15 protein-coding genes are annotated in these 16,554 nt (G+C 61.6%); 1 reads left to right on the top strand and 14 read right to left on the bottom strand.

Features of this window, described 5'->3' with window-relative positions; all coding sequences use genetic code 11:
* Positions 1-143 precede the first annotated feature (143 nt).
* Together DN824_RS10460 and DN824_RS10455 are read right to left on the bottom strand one after the other, a co-directional pair.
* Entirely contained in the window at positions 144-590 is a 447-nt protein-coding gene (locus DN824_RS10460) for a DUF1249 domain-containing protein (protein WP_138408346.1), read from the bottom strand.
* Positions 587-1,204, bottom strand: coding sequence for an NUDIX domain-containing protein (locus DN824_RS10455; RefSeq protein ID WP_138408345.1), 618 nt, complete (start codon positions 1,202-1,204; stop codon positions 587-589). Before DN824_RS10455 ends, DN824_RS10460 begins: the two co-directional genes overlap by 4 nt.
* A gap of 196 nt (positions 1,205-1,400) precedes the next feature.
* On the opposite strand from DN824_RS10455, the gene DN824_RS10450 reads away from it, so the two are divergent.
* A complete protein-coding gene (locus DN824_RS10450) occupies positions 1,401-2,147 on the top strand; it encodes an RsiV family protein (protein ID WP_138408344.1) in 747 nt (248 codons plus the stop codon).
* Positions 2,148-2,205: 58 nt separating this feature from the next.
* Here the strand turns inward: DN824_RS10450 and DN824_RS10445 are convergent, their stop codons facing one another.
* From DN824_RS10445 to DN824_RS10390, 12 genes are all read right to left on the bottom strand, one after another.
* The gene (locus tag DN824_RS10445; RefSeq protein ID WP_138408343.1) at positions 2,206-3,102 is read right to left on the bottom strand and encodes a GDP-mannose 4,6-dehydratase; all 897 of its coding nucleotides are present in this window, start codon (positions 3,100-3,102) and stop codon (positions 2,206-2,208) included.
* Positions 3,102-4,133 carry a GDP-mannose 4,6-dehydratase gene (gene gmd, locus DN824_RS10440; protein ID WP_138408377.1) on the bottom strand — a complete coding sequence of 344 codons (1,032 nt, stop codon included), beginning with the start codon at positions 4,131-4,133 and terminating at the stop codon, positions 3,102-3,104. The genes DN824_RS10445 and gmd overlap by 1 nt, the downstream gene beginning before the upstream one ends.
* Before the next feature lie 478 nt (positions 4,134-4,611).
* A complete protein-coding gene (locus DN824_RS10435) occupies positions 4,612-5,553 on the bottom strand; it encodes a UDP-glucose 4-epimerase family protein (RefSeq protein WP_138408342.1) in 942 nt (313 codons plus the stop codon).
* A gap of 73 nt (positions 5,554-5,626) precedes the next feature.
* Positions 5,627-7,060 (bottom strand): flippase, encoded by a 1,434-nt coding sequence (locus DN824_RS10430; protein ID WP_138408341.1) that lies wholly within the window; start codon positions 7,058-7,060, stop codon positions 5,627-5,629.
* Positions 7,047-8,486 (bottom strand): hypothetical protein, encoded by a 1,440-nt coding sequence (locus tag DN824_RS10425; protein ID WP_138408340.1) that lies wholly within the window; start codon positions 8,484-8,486, stop codon positions 7,047-7,049. The genes DN824_RS10430 and DN824_RS10425 overlap by 14 nt, the downstream gene beginning before the upstream one ends.
* Positions 8,487-8,660: 174 nt before the next feature.
* Positions 8,661-11,480 (bottom strand): hypothetical protein, encoded by a 2,820-nt coding sequence (locus tag DN824_RS10420; RefSeq protein ID WP_138408339.1) that lies wholly within the window; start codon positions 11,478-11,480, stop codon positions 8,661-8,663.
* 5 nt (positions 11,481-11,485) lie between these two features.
* Positions 11,486-12,307 (bottom strand): glycosyltransferase family 2 protein, encoded by an 822-nt coding sequence (locus DN824_RS10415; RefSeq protein WP_138408338.1) that lies wholly within the window; start codon positions 12,305-12,307, stop codon positions 11,486-11,488.
* A gap of 19 nt (positions 12,308-12,326) precedes the next feature.
* Positions 12,327-12,674: an SMR family transporter gene (locus DN824_RS10410; protein WP_241666689.1), complete on the bottom strand. Its 348-nt coding sequence runs from the start codon at positions 12,672-12,674 to the stop codon at positions 12,327-12,329.
* Positions 12,675-12,679: 5 nt separating this feature from the next.
* Positions 12,680-13,513, bottom strand: coding sequence for a sugar phosphate isomerase/epimerase family protein (locus tag DN824_RS10405; RefSeq protein WP_138408336.1), 834 nt, complete (start codon positions 13,511-13,513; stop codon positions 12,680-12,682).
* A complete protein-coding gene (locus DN824_RS10400; protein WP_138408335.1) occupies positions 13,510-14,298 on the bottom strand; it encodes a Rossmann-fold NAD(P)-binding domain-containing protein in 789 nt (262 codons plus the stop codon). The genes DN824_RS10405 and DN824_RS10400 overlap by 4 nt, the downstream gene beginning before the upstream one ends.
* Positions 14,291-15,457 carry an FAD-dependent oxidoreductase gene (locus DN824_RS10395; RefSeq protein WP_138408334.1) on the bottom strand — a complete coding sequence of 389 codons (1,167 nt, stop codon included), beginning with the start codon at positions 15,455-15,457 and terminating at the stop codon, positions 14,291-14,293. Before DN824_RS10395 ends, DN824_RS10400 begins: the two co-directional genes overlap by 8 nt.
* Entirely contained in the window at positions 15,447-16,478 is a 1,032-nt protein-coding gene (locus DN824_RS10390; RefSeq protein ID WP_138408333.1) for a glycosyltransferase, read from the bottom strand. The genes DN824_RS10395 and DN824_RS10390 overlap by 11 nt, the downstream gene beginning before the upstream one ends.
* Positions 16,479-16,554 lie beyond the last annotated feature (76 nt).

Below are 16,554 nucleotides of genomic sequence, written 5' to 3'. Positions count from 1 at the left end.
GTAGATTTGTAGTGGCAGTTAAAAAAAGCGTCATGAATACCGGGAAGACCGCATGCCAGTAGGCATTGGCGGCTGATGCAGAACCCTCGCGAGCGGAAGGTTCGAACGCCGTCGAACGACGGCCCGGCAGGCGCCCGGATGCTCTACATCACAGGCTCCAGCTCGTGACCGCATGCCAGGCAATGACCAAGCCACTCACCGAGAAAGAGATTGAGCTGCGCCTTCTCGTCAGGCTGATGCATATGCGCGTTGGGATAGGCATAGATGCCGCGAAACTGCCGCGCGTTCTGCGAACCGACCACTTCGGCCATGCGCGCGTCATGGTAGACACGCACGTCGAGGGTCGGCACCGGCAGCCAGCTCAGGCAATGCTCCTGGCGCACCTGAACCGTGGTGGTATAGGGGCAGGCCTCCAGCACTTCGAGCACCAGCACGCCCAGCAACCGGTCGCCCTGGCTGATCGCCACGCGACGCGCCTCCGACTGGCTGCGCATTTCCGGCAGCAGGCGCATGAGGCGGGCATAGTTGGCTTCGCAGGCCGCCTGCAACTCCAGCAGGTCGACCCGGTAGCGCTCGCGCACCAGTCTCATTTCCACATCCCGCGGACTTCGCTGCGGTTCAGCGCCAGCCACTGCAGCGCGATGATGCTCGCCGCATTGCTGATTCGCCCATCGCGTACCGCCTGCAGGGCGGCCTCCAGCGGCCAGACATGCACGCGAATGTCCTCGCCCTCTTCCTCGAGGCCGAACACACCGCCAGCACCTGCGCTGTCACAACGCCCGATGAACAGATGCACCTTCTCGTCGCTGCCGCCCGGCGAAGGGAAATACTGGGTCACGGGCCACAGCGCGCCGAGCTCGAGCCCGGCCTCCTCGACCGCTTCGCGGCGCGCCACTTCCTCGGGTTGCTCGTCCTTGTCGATCAGGCCGGCGACCAGCTCGATGAGCCAGGGGTTGTCCGCCTTGCCCAGGGCGCCTACGCGAAACTGCTCGATCAGCACCACTTCGTCACGCAGCGGATCGTAGGGCAGTACGCAGACCGCATCGTGTCGCACGAACAGTTCGCGATCGATCTCCGCACCCATCTGCCCGTTGAACAGGCGATGACGCAGATACAGACGCTCCAGCTTGTAAAAGCCCTGGAAGCATTGTTCCCGGCGGATGATCTCGACATCATCCCGCTCGGGCTTGAAGGTATCGATCATGGGTTCTCGCATTTCTGGTAGATGGTCGGCCGATAGCGGCACTCAAGCCTGTTGAGCTCATCCTAGCGCGCCTGTGCGCCAGCTGCAGCCCTAAACACCCTTTGTCCCCGCGGTACGCACCGACCCGCGCGACACAGCGAACTTCACGCCCTCGACAGGTTCGAATCGGCACCCATACAGGAGCTTTCACATCACGATGACATCACCGTTCACATGCAGAGCCCTCGCTCTGTCGGGACTTGTCCTGCTGCTCGGCGCCTGCCAGAGCCAGGCTCCCGACACACGGCAACCGCAGGTACAGGTTCGACAGGTCCTCTCCGAACAAAGGCCGCAAGGCTGCACCGCCGACAATTGTCCCCTAGTGAACGTCGATACGCTGCAGTTCGCCGACGAACCGGCATTGAACCAGCTGATCGACGCACGCCTGCGCGCCATGACCCGTTCGCGCCCGGACGACCAGATCCCGCCCACGCTCGATGCCTACCGGCAGCGCTTCCTGCAGGAAGCCGCCCCTGGCTGGGCCAGCTATCTGCAGGCCAAGGTGCGCGAGCAGCACGGCTCGATCCTGGTGATCGAGCTGTCCAGCTACCTGTTCGAAGGAGGCGCCCATGGCATGCCCGGGCGCGGCTTCATCAACTACGACCTCGAACAGGACCGCGAGCTGGTGCTCAGTGATCTGCTCGAGCCCGGCGCCAGCACCGACTTCTGGCGGCACGCCGAAAAGGCCCATTGGCGCTGGCTGGAAGAAAACGAGCACGCCCGCGACGCCGACTTCCTCGAACACTGGCCCTTCCAGCCGACCCCGCATGTCGCCCTGCTGAACGACCGCATCCTGCTCAAGTACGACGTGTACAGCATCGCGCCCTACTCCAGCGGTCATCCTGAACTGGAGATTCCCCTCGCCGATCTCAAGGGCATCCTGCGCCCGGAGTACCTGCACTGACGAAAAATCGGCTGCGCTCTGGCGCAGCCGATTCGCGGCAATCTGCAAAGCGTGCCGTTCAGTCGGCGGCAAGCATCCAGCGCAGGGTCTCTTCGAGCGGCGGCGTATCCCATTCGCCGAGCAGCGCGCGCAACCGCGAGGCATCGCCACTGAGGGTCTTCACCTCGTTGTCGCGCACGAACGCCGGATTCACCTCGATGCGGATCTCGTGCCCGGTAATCGCCTGGCACATCGATACCACTTCGCGAAGCGAATGCGTACGCCCGGAGCTGACGTTGACCGTCTGCCCCAACGGCCTGGTTTCGAGCAACCCGCGATAGGCCCGCACCACGGCGCGCACGTCGCTGAAGTCGCGCCAGACGTCGAGATTGCCCAACTCCATCGTCGGAGCCCGACGACGAAAATGGGAAACGATCTTGGGCAGCAGGAAATTCTCCGCCTGCCCCACGCCGGTGTAGTTGAAGGGCCGCGCGATCACGATCGGCAGCCGCGACATCCACAGCCTGGCCATGTATTCCATCGACAGCTTGCTCACCGCGTAGTCGTTGGCCGGCGCCGGCGCCGTGGTTTCGCTGAGCATGCCTTCGGACGCATTGCCGTAGACGTTGGCGCTACTGGCCAGGAGCACGCATTCCGGCGGTGTGCTCGCCGCGGCGAGCGCCTCCAGCAGATTGCGCGTCCCGATCAGGTTGACCTCGTAGAAACCGTTGGCGTCGCCGTGACCGACGAACGCCAGGGCCGCGAGGTGCACCACCACCTGGGGCTGCAGTTCCTTCATCAGCTCGCGCAGCGCGGCGGCATCGGTGAGGTCGGCCTGGAAGTAACCAGGCTCGCTCCCGGGCCGGCTGCCCAGCCCGATGACCTCATAGCCATGGGCAGCCAGCTCGGCCGCCATGTAGCGGCCGGTGAATCCATGCACGCCGGTGATCAACGCCCGCTTGGCGGAGTCCGCCATCAGAACGAGAATCCTGTCTCGTTACGACGCAGGTCGGCCTCGACCATCATGCGGCACAGCTCTTCGAGGCTGGTCTTGGGCTCCCAGCCCAGCTTCTCCTTGGCCTTGGCGGGGTTGCCGATCAGCAGCTCGACTTCGGCCGGGCGGTAGAACTTCGGATTGACCTTGACCAGCAGCTTGCCGGTCGAAGCGTCGAACGCCTGCTCCTGGTCGCCCTGCCCTTTCCACTCCAGATTCACGTCGATGGCCTTGAACGCCATGGAGACGAAATCGCGGACGGTTTCGGTGCGGTTGGTCGCCAGCACGAAGGTGTCAGGCTCGTCGGCCTGCAGCATGCGCCACATGCCCTCGACGTACTCCTTGGCAAAACCCCAGTCGCGCTTGGCGTCCATGTTGCCCAGCTCGAGCACGTCCTGCTTGCCGAGACGGATCTTGGCCACGGTGTCGGTGATCTTGCGGGTCACGAACTCACGGCCACGCAGGGGCGACTCGTGGTTGAAGAGGATGCCGCTGGTCCCGAAGATGTCGTAGGACTCGCGGTAGTTGATGGTCATCCAGTGCGCGTACAGCTTGGCCACGCCGTAGGGGCTGCGCGGATAGAACGGGGTGCTCTCGATCTGCGGGATGGCTTGCACCTTGCCGAACATCTCGGAGGTCGAGGCCTGGTAGAAGCGAACCTTAGGATTGACGATGCGGATCGCCTCGAGCAGGTTCACCGGGCCGATGCCGGTGATGTCGGCGGTGGTGAACGGTTGTTCGAAGGAGACGCCCACGAAGCTCTGCGCGGCGAGGTTGTAGACCTCGGTCGCCTCGGTGGTCTGCAGCAGACGGATGCTGGCGGAGAGATCGGTCAGGTCGTACTCGACCAGATGCAGGTTCGGGTTCTTGTCGATACCCAGCTCTTCGATACGCCAGAAATTGACCGAGCTGGTACGGCGATAGGTGCCATAGACGGTGTAGCCCTTCTCGAGCAGCAGTTGCGCCAGATAGGCACCGTCCTGACCTGTAATGCCGGTGATGATAGCTTTCATATGCATCCCTCTAGTTCCATCCAATGCCTGTCCAGGCGTCTATCAGTAATCGACGTCCACGGTACGAACACCGAGATCAGGCGCTCTGTACTGCCGGCAATACTCATCGCGTGAAGCTTGCTCGGAACGACGTATCCCGTCGGACGTTGATCGGACCTGAAAGGCGCGCAGAAGTTTTCACCGCCACGCGCCTTTTTTGATATCCGCCGCCCACGCGACCGCGTCCCAGAGGCCTTCACGCCACGGCCGTCACGCTGGACGGGGCATCGGGATGGGTTCCTCGGGACGCTGGTCACACCTGCCGGTAGATCACCGAACGGTCAGTACAACTAGCACGATAGGCAGGCACAACCGCAGCCACGACGCCCTATGCGCAACGGATAAGGCTCGAGACTTCTCGCTACCTGCAGGCTCGCAGCGGCTGTAACGCCGGAGAAATAGAGAAATGCAACGAATGGCGCGATTAACAATCAGAGCATCACGCACGCACTTGCTGCAGATAATCCTGAGCCACCTGCCTCAAGGCTTCGTCCACTCTGACAGGCGGTTCCCAGCCGAGCAGATCGCAGGTCTCACTCACATCGACCTGCAGCGAGCCGCACAGTCGCTGCACCACACTGCGCCGCCCCAGCAGCCCAGCGCCGGCTTCCAGCAGCCTGGCGGGCACCGGCAGCAGGCGGGCCGGGCGCCCCAGGGCCCGGCCGAGACGCCGTAGCAGCTCGCTGGTGGAAAGGTCCTCGCCATCGCTTACAAGAAAAATCTGCCCCGTCGCCTGCGGATGCGCGATACAGGTCCAGATCAGATCCACCAAGTTGTCCAGTGCTACCAGGCTGCGCCGGTTGTGAACGGCACCCAGCGGCAACGGGACGCCACGCGCTAGCCAGCGCGTCATGCTGAGGAAGTTCCCCTTGACGCCCGGCCCGTACACCAGCGGTGGACGAATAATCACCAATCCCATGCCTGTGCGGGCGGACAGCTCACGCAGGCCCTCCTCGGCCTCCAGCTTGGACAATCCGTATGAGTCGGCAGGCGCCGGTGGGTCGGTCGCCAGGAAAGGACGCTCGCCGCTCGACTCTCCATGGACCTTCACCGAGCTAAGGAAGATGAATCGCCGCACCCCAGCGGCGGCGGCTGACTCGGCTAGCCGCAGCGTGCCCTGAACATTCACGGCGCGGAAAGCGGTGAGCGGATCGGCCTCGGTCTCGCGCATCACATGTACGCGCGCCGCGCAGTGAACCACCACACCCACGCCATCCAGTAATGCCGACCAGTCAGTGGTGGCGCCAATCTCGTCGATCATCGGCCGACCTTCGACTGCAGAACGCACGGGCATCACCAGTTCGCCCAAGGGCCGGTCGGCCAGCACTTGCGCCAAGGCCGACCCAACGAAGCCGTTACTACCAGTCAGCAAAATTCGCATCTCGCTTCACTTCCGTTCAGACCGTTTCCGTGAATCGCTGTTGTCTGACAACGTTCGGCCTCGGCACCTCCGCTCAGTCATGTGACGCGGTGATACGAGACCGATGCATGGACCAATAGAGCAGACCGCCGCCGGCCAGGACAGACCCTGCGACTGACAGCCCCCACAATGACGCCATCAATGCAAGCCCGATGGGCGGCAACGGCAGCAGGGGAAACACTGCCAACGCCGCGACGACTAGCGCCCAGCAAGGGTGACGAGGAGTCGGTTGCAACGCGTTCAACTTCCAGGCCATGAGCAACGCGTCCGCCGTCACCCGCAGAGTCCACGCCCAGGCCGCACCGAGGATACCGAAGCGCTGCAGGGCAATGAACAGGACCGGCAGGTAAAGCAGGCATTCGAGCATGTGCAGCTTGGCCATCCAGCGGGCCTTTCCGTGGCTGAGCAGGCAGGTCTGAAAGATCTGCGCCAGGCTGTTTAGCAGCACGCCAGCAGCCAGGATGCGAAGCACCGGCGCGGCATGCTCGGCAAAAGAGGGGTTGATCCAGAAGCCCAGCAGCGGCTCGGCAAACAGTACAAGCGCTGCCACTACCGGCGTAACGAGCAACAACACCGAGCCACTGCCCAAGAACAGCAGGCGCACACTGGAGGTCCCCTCCTGCGCGTTGCGACTCATGTATGGGAACAGTACCCCGCTCAGCGCAGACGGCAGAATGAACAGCTTAGTGACGAATTCGTAGGGTGTCGTGTAATAGGCCAGGAAAGACGCATGTGGACTGGAGGCGATAAGGAAGCGATCCATATAGAGCATCAGGGCGCTGACCAGGTTCGACACGGTTAGCCAGCCGCCAAAACGAAGCATACGCCCGACCTCAACGCGATACTTGCGTAGGCTCAGGTCCCCCTTGGCTAGGTATTGGCGGCAAGCCCAGACCATAATCAGACTACCGGCCAGGCGCCCCAGCAGCATGATCGCCAAGATCGTGTCGAGCCGGGGGGAGGTGTCGAGTACCAGCAGCGGTCCGCCAAAGGTGGTCAGACCGAACAGCAGCCGGCCCAGGGAAACAATACCGAAACGGTGCATGCCCTCCAGGGCACCCCGCAGGCCACTCCCCAGGATGACGACGGGCACGCTGACCGCGATCAGCAGTAGGCTGCGGGCATATTCATCCGCCCCTAGCCCGAACCCCTGACGATCTAGCAGCGACGCCAACAGCACGATAAGCCCTGCCAGCAATGCACCCAGCACGAATAGCAGCACTAGCCCTAGCCGGACGATGGAGCGTATCCGCGTCAGGCGACCGCCGAGCTCCGCTACACGCTTGGTCAGTGCCCGGCTGATACCCAGGTCGAAGACGCTGACATAGCCGGTGATCGCCCACGCCAGGGTCAGTGCGCCGAAGCGCTCGGTCCCAAGCGCCTCAATGATCGGCGGCACGCTGAACAGCCCCACAAGCAGCGGGACCGCCAGCGACAGGATGCTCAGCAGGCTGTTACGCAGGATCATGCTTGCCTTTCGCAGCGGCGGGGACGTCGCGTTTCAGGAACGCCACAAGCAGGACCACTGCGGCCAGCAGCAGGACGGCATAGCCGGCGCTGGGATAGGTCAGTAGGGCGAGCCGGGCATGCAGCGTCGCCAGATCGAACAGACAGGCGCCGCTGTCGAAGGTATAGATCCGACTCGTCGCGGTCTTTACGGCGCACCCAGTGAACAGCGCAGCCTGCAGCCAGGCCAGCAGCGCCGCAAACCCGGCGGCATATAATAACCAGACACGACCGAGCCAACGGCTCGCCCACGGCAGCCAGGCCCTGAGCGCGCTCCAGCCTGCACCAAACAGCAGGCTCAGAGGCGCTATCAGGGTGTGCAAATACCAGCCAGGAGCGCCAGCCCCCACTCCCGTCGCGGCGATCCGCACCAGCAGATAGTAGACCAACCCGCCGGTGACTGCCCCAAACATCAGCCAGGCCAGCATCGGAAGCTCATGGTACGGCGAAGCGAACAGCCGGACCGAGCCGAGCAGGCACAGCACCAGTGGCGCCACGAGTGGCAACACCAGGAACACCGGCGGGTACGCACTGGATGTCGAACTGCCCCAGACGAAAGTCAGAGCGATGCCCAGTACTCCCTTTAAGACCTCGAAGGGATGGCCGAGAGCGGCTGTCCAAGAAGGCGTGTCGGTCAACTCGACCAGTCCGGTCAGCGAGCCCCGCTCCAACATGTTGTTTAGATACCAGGAGCCAGTGCAAGCAACGAAGAGCCCGCTGGCGAGCAGCGCACCATACAGCTGCCGGCGCCGGTCGATTGGCCCTGCGCGAAGGGCCAGCCACAGTAGCCAAGCCAACAGAGCCAGGGATAGCGGTAGGAAGGTCACTTTTACCAGCCCACCCAGACCGAGTAGCAGCCCCATCGCCAGATACCACGGCCAGGCGACCGGCGCGCTCACTCGCCGCACCGCCAGTGCCCAGACCAGCGACAGGATCAGCACTACCAGCGAATCGTTGCCGATCCGTGCAAATTCGGGAAAGAAGCCGGGAAACACTAGCGGCCAGGCCAGTGAAAACCACTGGAATCCATGTACGGAGTCTGGAAAAAAACGCTGTACGGCGCGCTCCGTGGCCATCAGCGAGATCACGAACCCGACGAAGGCGAGGCTCCAAGAGAACAACCTCAGTCCGAAGAGCTGCGCGGCCCATGAGAGACCCGCCGTCGCCTCGACGAGAGGGGCCAGCAACAGGTAATACCCCCAGGGATGTTGAGCCTGCCAATTGTCTCGCTCCCCCGCCTCGAAGCGACGAGGCTCGACGGGTGTGGAGTGAGGGAGGTCCCGGCCGTTCGGCCCATCGAACCACTGTCGATAGGTCAGCCCGCCGTTGTGGTCGAAAGGCGGCGTCGTGCTATACGGCCCTGGCGCAGAATTCAAGTAGGCTTCCACGTCTCGGGAAAGCCGCCCCTGCTTTAGGCTTGGAGCCGTCCCAGTGCTACCTAGCTGCTGCGCGTAGGCGTAGTGTGCGATTTCGTCGTAGCCTTCCCAAGGCGGCAACAGCGCTAGATAAGATGTACCCAGCAAATACAGCCCCGCAGCCCATAACAACCGGGACACCATTTATTAATGGTCCAACAATAAAGTCAGGTGCGATTTGACGTCCTGATTTACCCGAGCATAGCGAATCTGCAAGACTTCCAGCGAGGCCCCTCCCAGCAAGGCATACGCCTCCGGCGAGAGCCGCGGCCGGCCCCCCGGACGCACTACCAGCGGAAACACAACTCGATTATGGTAAGGCGCCAATCCCACCGGCAGTGGCGTTTCGGTGTCGATAGGTTTTAATGCGTAGCGCACCGCCTTACCCAACAGAGGTATTGCTTCGTAGCGATCATGCTGCGCGTAAGTTACCTCTAGCAACACCACTTGATGCGCCGTACCGAAAGGCTCGACGAGTGACGAGAGATCGATTTCCTGGGCGCCTGGTGGGACTTCGATTTCGCCTTCCCAGACATAGTCCGCATCGTGCCAAGCCGCATGACTGGCCTTACAAATAGCACCGGGACGTTCAAACCAGGCGATGCTCCCGTTAACAGGCTTGCGTTGCCAGATAAGACTGTAGGCTGTACGCCCCACCACCTCATAGTTGGCCAGCAGAAGTTGATAGAACTCCCAAGTCGTAGTCTGCAACCATCGTTCATAAGCGGTATACGAGGAACGCAAGGTGTGCACGTAAGTCGGGCGAACCTGAGCGAATCGCTCGACATAACGTTTGCGCGCATCGCTACCTAAGGCATGGATGATGTAGTCGGTTTGCGCCGGATTAACCACCTCCGCCTGTAGGGCGAGGAATCCAGTGTAGGTGGACCATAGCGTCGGCTGCTCCCCCGGAGCACAAGGGTCTCCTTCCCAGCGAGCCACCTGACGCTTGTATGCGGCTAAAGGCGAATGACTATACTGTGAATAGGTACGGTCCCAAAGATAGCTCTCATAGTAATCATGCGTCCGCACCGCCGAATTGGATTTTTGCTCAATCTCATACAGGGCTCGGGCCGTGCCTTGGTAATCCGCCAGCTCGAACGACGGCAAGCTGAAGGCCATTTCGGCCGCCACCGTGAAGCGAACAGGGAAGCCATGGGTATAGGGCTCTAGCCGCTCGCCAGAGACGCAGAGGATGTTGCCGTGTATGGAAGTGACCTGTCGCTCTTCCGCTTCTCCGTCAAAGCGTACCACTCGATGACGCGTCACCCCGCGCAGCTTCCTGCTGTGCTCCACCATAAGACATCCACCCCTATCGTCAGGCAGAGCCACGCCGTTGCGCCAGAGACCAGAGATAGCGGAATAGTAGGGTGTTGGCGCCAAGCGGATCTCGCGACCACCGCGCCCGACATAGCGGAATTCGTACCGCTCGGCCGCATTTTTGGAAGTCATCAGTACATGAGATGGTGCCACCTGTGCCAACGTCTCGGACACACCGTTCACCGTGATCGAATCCCCCTGTTGCAACGACGAAGCCAACACCGACTCTGGCGCTCTTATTAGGAGGTAGCCAGTGGATGCAATTGGTTGCGGCCCGGCATCTAGGCGGCCCCCCATAAGAGGCGCGGGGGGGATGATCCGCGCAGCCACATCGAACAAGCCTTGATATTCCCGCCCCACCGGCAACACTCCGGAGTGGCGAGGTAGCAGAACGGTCTCCCGATAGTTTCGGTACAGATCTACCCCTGCCCAAGCCAGCCCTTGAAAACGGCCAGGGAACAGCATTACCACTAACACCAACACCCAAGCAAAAGGGGCGCGCCAGGCTTGCCAGCGGTCAACACCTATATGCTGACGCACAACGGCAAAAACCGATAGAAACAGAAATGCACTTGAAATGCGAAGCAATGCCTCGCTGTAGTGCGATGACACCATTCCTAAATTGGAAATGAGCGTCACGTAGCCGTATGCGAGCGCCATCAGCCAAATCTTGTTGGCTCGCCGTTCAACGGGCACACCAAGCAACGGCAGGCGCGCCAATGCCCACAAGGTTGCCAATCCTGCGACGAAAAATACTGTTAACGGCCGGCTAGTACCAGGCACCAAAAACAGATCAGAGAAGCGCTGGGCGAAGATGTTCGGATAGGCTCCGAAGTACCAGAACTGGTCGGAAGGTAGATCGCGCCAAGTGAAACGCAGCGCTGCCAGCGGTGTGCCGCCGCTAGCCACAAAGACCAGCAGCAAATAAAGCAGCACGGAAGCCACCACTAGCACCAGCACGTCGCGCAGACAAACCAGCAAACTTGAATGGCCGATTCGCAGGATCAGCAATCCGCCCGCGGATGCTAGGAACAAGGCAGCCCCCTGCTCAGTCGCCGCGACCATTGCCGCTGCGCTGGCCAATGCCAGCGGCATCACAATACGGGTTACCGAATGTGACTCCAGCATACCTCGCCTGTTCGCATAGAGCAGGTAGCCAAAAGCCAGCGCTGGTACTAATGTGCGCACCGCCAGTGACGAATAAGCATTGCCAAAAGGATCGGTCAGCCAGAAAAGTCCCAGCAGACGGGTCAAGACTACGTAGGCCACTGCCAGCACCAGAGCGGTCCGCCAGCGCTCGGAGCCGGCGAACAGGGCCAACACCGCTGCATAGCCAGCTAAGCCATTAAGAAAATAACGCGACATTTCCGATGCGAATAACGTTTCACCGAACAGCAAATACAGTGGGTAGTGCAGGTACGAAATTGCTAAGCCATGGAAAACATGAAAATCCTGTCCAGGCAACTCACCCGCAGCGATACGACGCATCGGGTTCAGGTGCTGAAATGCCCCATCTATAGGTATGCTATTAAAGAACAGGGATTTCCCAAGGCTAAAGACCAGCAGTAACAGCAGCATTAGCGTGATGAGCATCATGACAGCCACGCGGTCACTTCTGCAGAGCGCCGTGAGCTTACGAAGGTGCATGTGTATTAGACGTCCTTTTCACTTGGGTTGTAGCGCCCCATACAGGCGTTGGACAGCACTAAGAACACCTCGAGATTACCCTTGAGGCCGCTGATCTTGGTTGGCACCTCATCCTTCGGATAGCGTCGCGTGGTGGGCAACTCCTTGCAACAGTAGCCGAGCTTCGGCGCGCGATAGGAGAGATAGGCCAGGAGTTCGTACTTGACGAACACGTCGCGGAAGATCGATATCTGCGGATCGAGCAGCATCCTGCGACTGTAGCCTCGGTAGCCCTGGGTGGTGTCCGTCCACTTGAAGCCCGAAGCCAGGCTCAGCATCGGCGCATGGATGTACTTTATCGCCAGATTCCGCGATTTGGGCGTGTTCTCGGCAATCCCGCCCGGCACGAAGCGGGAGGCCTGGGCGAAGTCGACGCCCAGGCGCAGCGCGTCGATGAAGTCCCGGATGGTGTCGGGGTCGTCCTTGTTGTTGCCATCGATGGTCACGATGCCCTCGTAGCCCTGCTCCAAGACGAAGGCATAGGCGCAGCGCAGTTGGGCACTCAGCTTGCCCGGCCCGGTCTTCACCAGCAGGGCACGCACCCCTTTACCCTCCAACCAGTCGGTGGCCAGAGAACCATCGGTGCTGCCGCCATCGACGATGACAATGTCGGCAATGCCCGGGATAGCCAGATCTGCCATGCGGCTGATCAGGTTCCTGATCCGCTCGCCCTCGTTGATCACCGGGATCACCACACACCAGGGTTGCGTGCGGCCCTGCCAGAGGCGGGCCTCGTAGGTCGGCACTTGCCAGTGGGCGCGCACCTCGGGTGCGATGTCATGGATCATGTTCATTTCATTCATAGGTTCAGGCCGCCTTGGCTGTGATCAGCGCCACGCCGGCTATGACCAGCACGATGCCAGCCAGGGTCGTCCAGTGCAGGGTTTCCCTGAACAGGAACACCGAGAACAGGGCGACGGTCGCGACCGCACCGGAGGTTAGGATGGGGTGCGCCACGTTCAGCGGCAGCCGGGCAAGAGCTGCGGCATACAGCAAGAAGGCGCCGCCATAAAGCGCCAGTCCCAACCAGAACGGCCAGTTTGTCAGCGCGGCGAGGGGGTCGCGAAGAGAGGGGAACTGCCTCGGGGGCGTCATGGCCACCTTCACCAGCACGCTTGCCAGGGCATTGGAGAGAATCCCCAGCAGCAGAATCATCCATTTCATGTACTGGCCCTGCCGTCCTGGCGATAGTAAGAGACAGCGACTTGCAACGCGCGCTCGATCGACACGACGTGGGGTTCGTTCCGTGTCGCCACCATCTCGATGGTGACCAGATGGGAGGGCAGGCGCTCGGTCAGGGCGTGCGCCGCGCCGGCGTGATCGCAGCCGCCATCGCCCAGCGGCACCAGATTCGGCTCGCTGGCGTGCACGTGTCCAATATACGGAGCGCAGCACTCAACCACCTCGGCAGCATTCTCCTCATTGAGAGTGATCGCCCCGGTGTCTAGCTGCATGCGCACGGCCGGATGTTCGATCTGCTCGACCACCGCGAGCGTTTCCAGACTGCCGGTCATGAAATTGGCCCCGTAACAGGCCGGGTTGGGCTCTAGACAGATCATCACACCATGGCTTTGCGCGATGTCACCGAGCTGCCGGAAAAAGCGGGTGGATTTCTCCTTTACCTGCCGGTCGTCCAGTCCCGAACGGTCGCGATTCTTCGGCGAGCCGAACACCAGGCGCGTGGCGCCCAGTCCGCCGGCGATGCGACAGACGGCGCCCAGATGCGCGAGCATGGCCTGCTGCACCGATTGCTCGGCGAACAGGTTCAGCCCTGTGGTGCCGAACAGCAGCGCTTGCATCCCGGTGAGCTCGATGCCCCGCTCGCCCCACCAGGCCCGGACGCGGGCGATATCCTGGTCAGTGGCGCGAGCCGGCTCGGGAAAATACTTGCCCGGTGCGATATCGATGGCGTCGATTGCATATCGCTGGAGCAGAGCAACGATGGCCTCGTCTTCGTCCACTTCCCAGGCGATGTTGGAAATGGCCAGTCTCATTTGCCGTCCTCTGTCATTCGTGCAGGCGGCTCGGACTGGGCATAGGCCCGGATGGCTGACAAGGTCTCGCGGACGCTGTACTGGTAGCCCCCCAGACCTCCGAACAGAGCGGCATGGCAGCTTTGCATGTCGTAGCGGGCCGCCGCGCCATCCTTGACCTGCTCGAAGGGACGACCGAAGCCTTGCAGAGAGACATCGGCCACGCTGATCGGTGCGGCGGTCAGGTGCACCAGGCGCAGCCCGGCGTCGAGTGCGGTGCGAATATCCGCCCACAGGTTGACCATTGGATAGAACTGGAACACCCCGCGGCTATCGATGGCTTGCAGATTGTTGTCGTTGCGGAAGTCGTAGATGACGTTCTTGCGTAGTCCCGGCCCCACCAGCCCGGGCAGGCGCACAATCAGGTGATTCGGGAAATGATCCTCGACGAATCGCTCCAACAGCCGGCGGTTGAGTCCGTAGGCATGCAGCCCCTCCTCGTCCACCGGCGTGCGTTCGTCGACGTCCACTGCGGACTTGAACACATCCACCGTACTGATAAGGATGAAGCGCTCGCAGGTCATCCCCCGGAGGTGAGCGATCAGCGCCTCGATCTTCCGGCGATCGCCCTCGGGGTCGCGGTTGGCGATCCACTTCTGGGCCGGCGCCCCAGCGCAGACCACAGTGCCGAAAGCGTGCCCCTCGATCTCGGCGATATTTGTCGAGCGGTACAGGTGGTCGAAGCGGGTCTGCCGGAGCAGGGTACTCCCTACGAAACCGGTATAGCCTATCAGCGCGTCAGCCATTGGAACTCCTCAACATGAAACTGCCCCTGGTGGGTTCGAAAACCTCGGCATCGAGTTTTTCGAGAACGTCGTAGATATTGTCTATCTTGCCGCCGAGCACCGAATAGCAACCGGGCAGTTCGGCGTGCCGCTCGAACAGGATCGGCCGACCATCGTCGCCCTCGTTCTTGACCAGCACAGTCTTGACCTCAAACAGCGAATCGATATGCCAGGCGTCTAGCACCGCCGGCAGGTAGCGCCCAACATCCCGCACCATGCGGTCGACCCGGGAAGCCCGGGCGTACTGCTCGAGTCGCTGATAGGGATCGATGCCCCGCACGTCGTTCCAGTTCAGGTGCGGTGTGTAACGGACATGGGACAACGTATGAAGGCATCGCGCCGGGAACGGCATCATGGAAAAGAACGGCCCGTCCATCACCGTTACCCCAATATCACGTAGTGCAGGCGGCACCTGCATCAGCGGCATCTCGGTGATTTCCTGCTTGAGCCGGGTGCTGGTACCGGGGAAGTCTCCGCCGAACTGGTTCAGGCCACTGTAGGTGCAGTTGAAGACATAGCGGCTGGTGCAAGTGATGCCCTCCCCACGACGAGACTCGGCCTCGACCCGCAGCGAACTGCCGGCGCCCCTGAAAATGTTTGCGACCTGGACTTCGCAGCGGAGCTCTACGCCTAGATCGGACAGTTCGGCAAGCGCCCACTCCGCCAGCCTGGTGGTATCGAAGGCGTACTCCTGCACGATAAACACGTTCTCGATCAAACGAGATTCGAACAGCTCGCGCTGCGCCTTGTCGGCCGTTGCGATCGAAGCGCCGATGTCCCGACAGAAGCGCTCGAACTGCCGGGCGGTCACCTTGGAGTTACGCCGGGCGATAGCGTACAACTTGGTGAAGTCCTGCTTCACCGCTTGAGGCCAATCGCGCACGAAGCGGGGCAGATTGATCCGGCTGCGGTACGCCGTGGTGAAACTGCGTGGATAATGGTAGCCGTTGTGCACCCGCGCCTGGTTGTTATAGGAAGCATGCTGCAGTAGCGCCGCCTCGCGTTCGAACAAGACAATACGGCGTAGGCCGCGCTGCTTCGCCAGGTAGATGGCGATCGCCGCTCCGTAGAAGCCGCCGCCGATGATCACCGCATCGGCATCGTACTGCTCAGTGCCCATTGGCTACATACTCCGGAAAAGGGCGGGCCGCCTCAGCCTCTTCACCGCCCACTTCCTCGATATTGAGCTTCTCGCGCCGCGACATGTGAGCGCTCGTGAATTCCTGCCCTACATGATAGGGAGGCCCCTCGTTGGACAGGCTTGCCATATGCAAGATGTACTCACCGAGCACTAGCAGAACCATGGAGATCAGAAAGAACATACCAGACTGTTGCAACGACAGACTGACCCAACCGGGCGCGACATCCTCCTTCAGCAGGCCGACGAGCACCACATAGACCGAATAGACGAGGTTGGCCACAGCGCCAAACAGGGCCAGCGAGGTGACGATGCGCATCGGCGCCCGGGTGGTCGAGACCAGCAACCGCAGGCCCCGGTCCACGCTTTCGCCCAAGCGCTTGGTATGGCGAATCCGTGGTGAGGCGCTGTAGCTCAGATTCACCTTGATGAACCCGGCAGTAGCAGGCAGATAGCGGTATGCCAGGGCCGGCTGCGGGTGCTGCAGCATGAAGTTCACCACACGCTTGCTGAGCACCCGGTACTGCGGCGCTTCCTTGCTCAAGTGAATGCCGTTGAACCTCTTATAGAGACTGTCGAACACTGCGCTGGCTGCCTTGTAGGCAAGGCTACGCGCTGGCTTCTGGCGGTTGCAGGCAAACACCACGTCGGCGCCGCCGATAGAGTGCTCGAGCATCGAGGGCAGGAAGGCCACGTCGTCTACAAGCGGATCGATGACCACGACAAAATCGCCTAGGGCGTTTTCCATGCCGGCCCAGGAAGCGGTGTCGGCATCCACCTCTTTGGTCAGAGCATAGACCTGCAAGTTGGGCAGCCCGCCCTCATCGGTCAAGGCCTTGAGCCTAGCCAGCGAGTCATCCTCCGACGCATTGTCCACGATAATCAACTCGTAGTCCCTAACCAGCCCACCGAGCCCCTGCCCCAGACCTGCTACTAGCCCCTCGAGCACACTAGACTGATTTCGAACAGTAATGACGACCGACAGAAAGATGGGATGAATCACGGCACTGTTCCTTGAAGTATTGGACTGCCGAGCCAGCAATCACTCGACGTCCGGGGCATGCGGTCTGTGGTGATCG

The sequence above is a fragment of the Stutzerimonas nosocomialis genome, assembly GCF_005876855.1.
In the GTDB taxonomy this organism is placed as follows: domain Bacteria; phylum Pseudomonadota; class Gammaproteobacteria; order Pseudomonadales; family Pseudomonadaceae; genus Stutzerimonas; species Stutzerimonas nosocomialis.
Note: the sequence above shows the minus strand (reverse complement) of the source record. Positions and strands in the feature narration are given on the sequence as shown.

What these genes read in the sequence shown, in the direction of transcription:
- DN824_RS10435 (WP_138408342.1), bottom strand. Translation starts at nt 5,553, where the DNA reads ATGCGAATTTTGCTGACTGGTAGTAACGGCTTCGTTGGGTCGGCCTTG.
- DN824_RS10430 (WP_138408341.1), bottom strand. Translation starts at nt 7,060, where the DNA reads ATGATCCTGCGTAACAGCCTGCTGAGCATCCTGTCGCTGGCGGTCCCG.
- DN824_RS10460 (WP_138408346.1), bottom strand. Translation starts at nt 590, where the DNA reads ATGAGACTGGTGCGCGAGCGCTACCGGGTCGACCTGCTGGAGTTGCAG.
- DN824_RS10455 (WP_138408345.1), bottom strand. Translation starts at nt 1,204, where the DNA reads ATGATCGATACCTTCAAGCCCGAGCGGGATGATGTCGAGATCATCCGC.
- DN824_RS10415 (WP_138408338.1), bottom strand. Translation starts at nt 12,307, where the DNA reads ATGATCCATGACATCGCACCCGAGGTGCGCGCCCACTGGCAAGTGCCG.
- DN824_RS10420 (WP_138408339.1), bottom strand. Translation starts at nt 11,480, where the DNA reads ATGCACCTTCGTAAGCTCACGGCGCTCTGCAGAAGTGACCGCGTGGCT.
- DN824_RS10445 (WP_138408343.1), bottom strand. Translation starts at nt 3,102, where the DNA reads ATGGCGGACTCCGCCAAGCGGGCGTTGATCACCGGCGTGCATGGATTC.
- DN824_RS10395 (WP_138408334.1), bottom strand. Translation starts at nt 15,457, where the DNA reads ATGGGCACTGAGCAGTACGATGCCGATGCGGTGATCATCGGCGGCGGC.
- DN824_RS10410 (WP_241666689.1), bottom strand. Translation starts at nt 12,674, where the DNA reads ATGATTCTGCTGCTGGGGATTCTCTCCAATGCCCTGGCAAGCGTGCTG.
- DN824_RS10405 (WP_138408336.1), bottom strand. Translation starts at nt 13,513, where the DNA reads ATGAGACTGGCCATTTCCAACATCGCCTGGGAAGTGGACGAAGACGAG.
- DN824_RS10450 (WP_138408344.1), top strand. Translation starts at nt 1,401, where the DNA reads ATGACATCACCGTTCACATGCAGAGCCCTCGCTCTGTCGGGACTTGTC.
- gmd (WP_138408377.1), bottom strand. Translation starts at nt 4,133, where the DNA reads ATGAAAGCTATCATCACCGGCATTACAGGTCAGGACGGTGCCTATCTG.
- DN824_RS10400 (WP_138408335.1), bottom strand. Translation starts at nt 14,298, where the DNA reads ATGGCTGACGCGCTGATAGGCTATACCGGTTTCGTAGGGAGTACCCTG.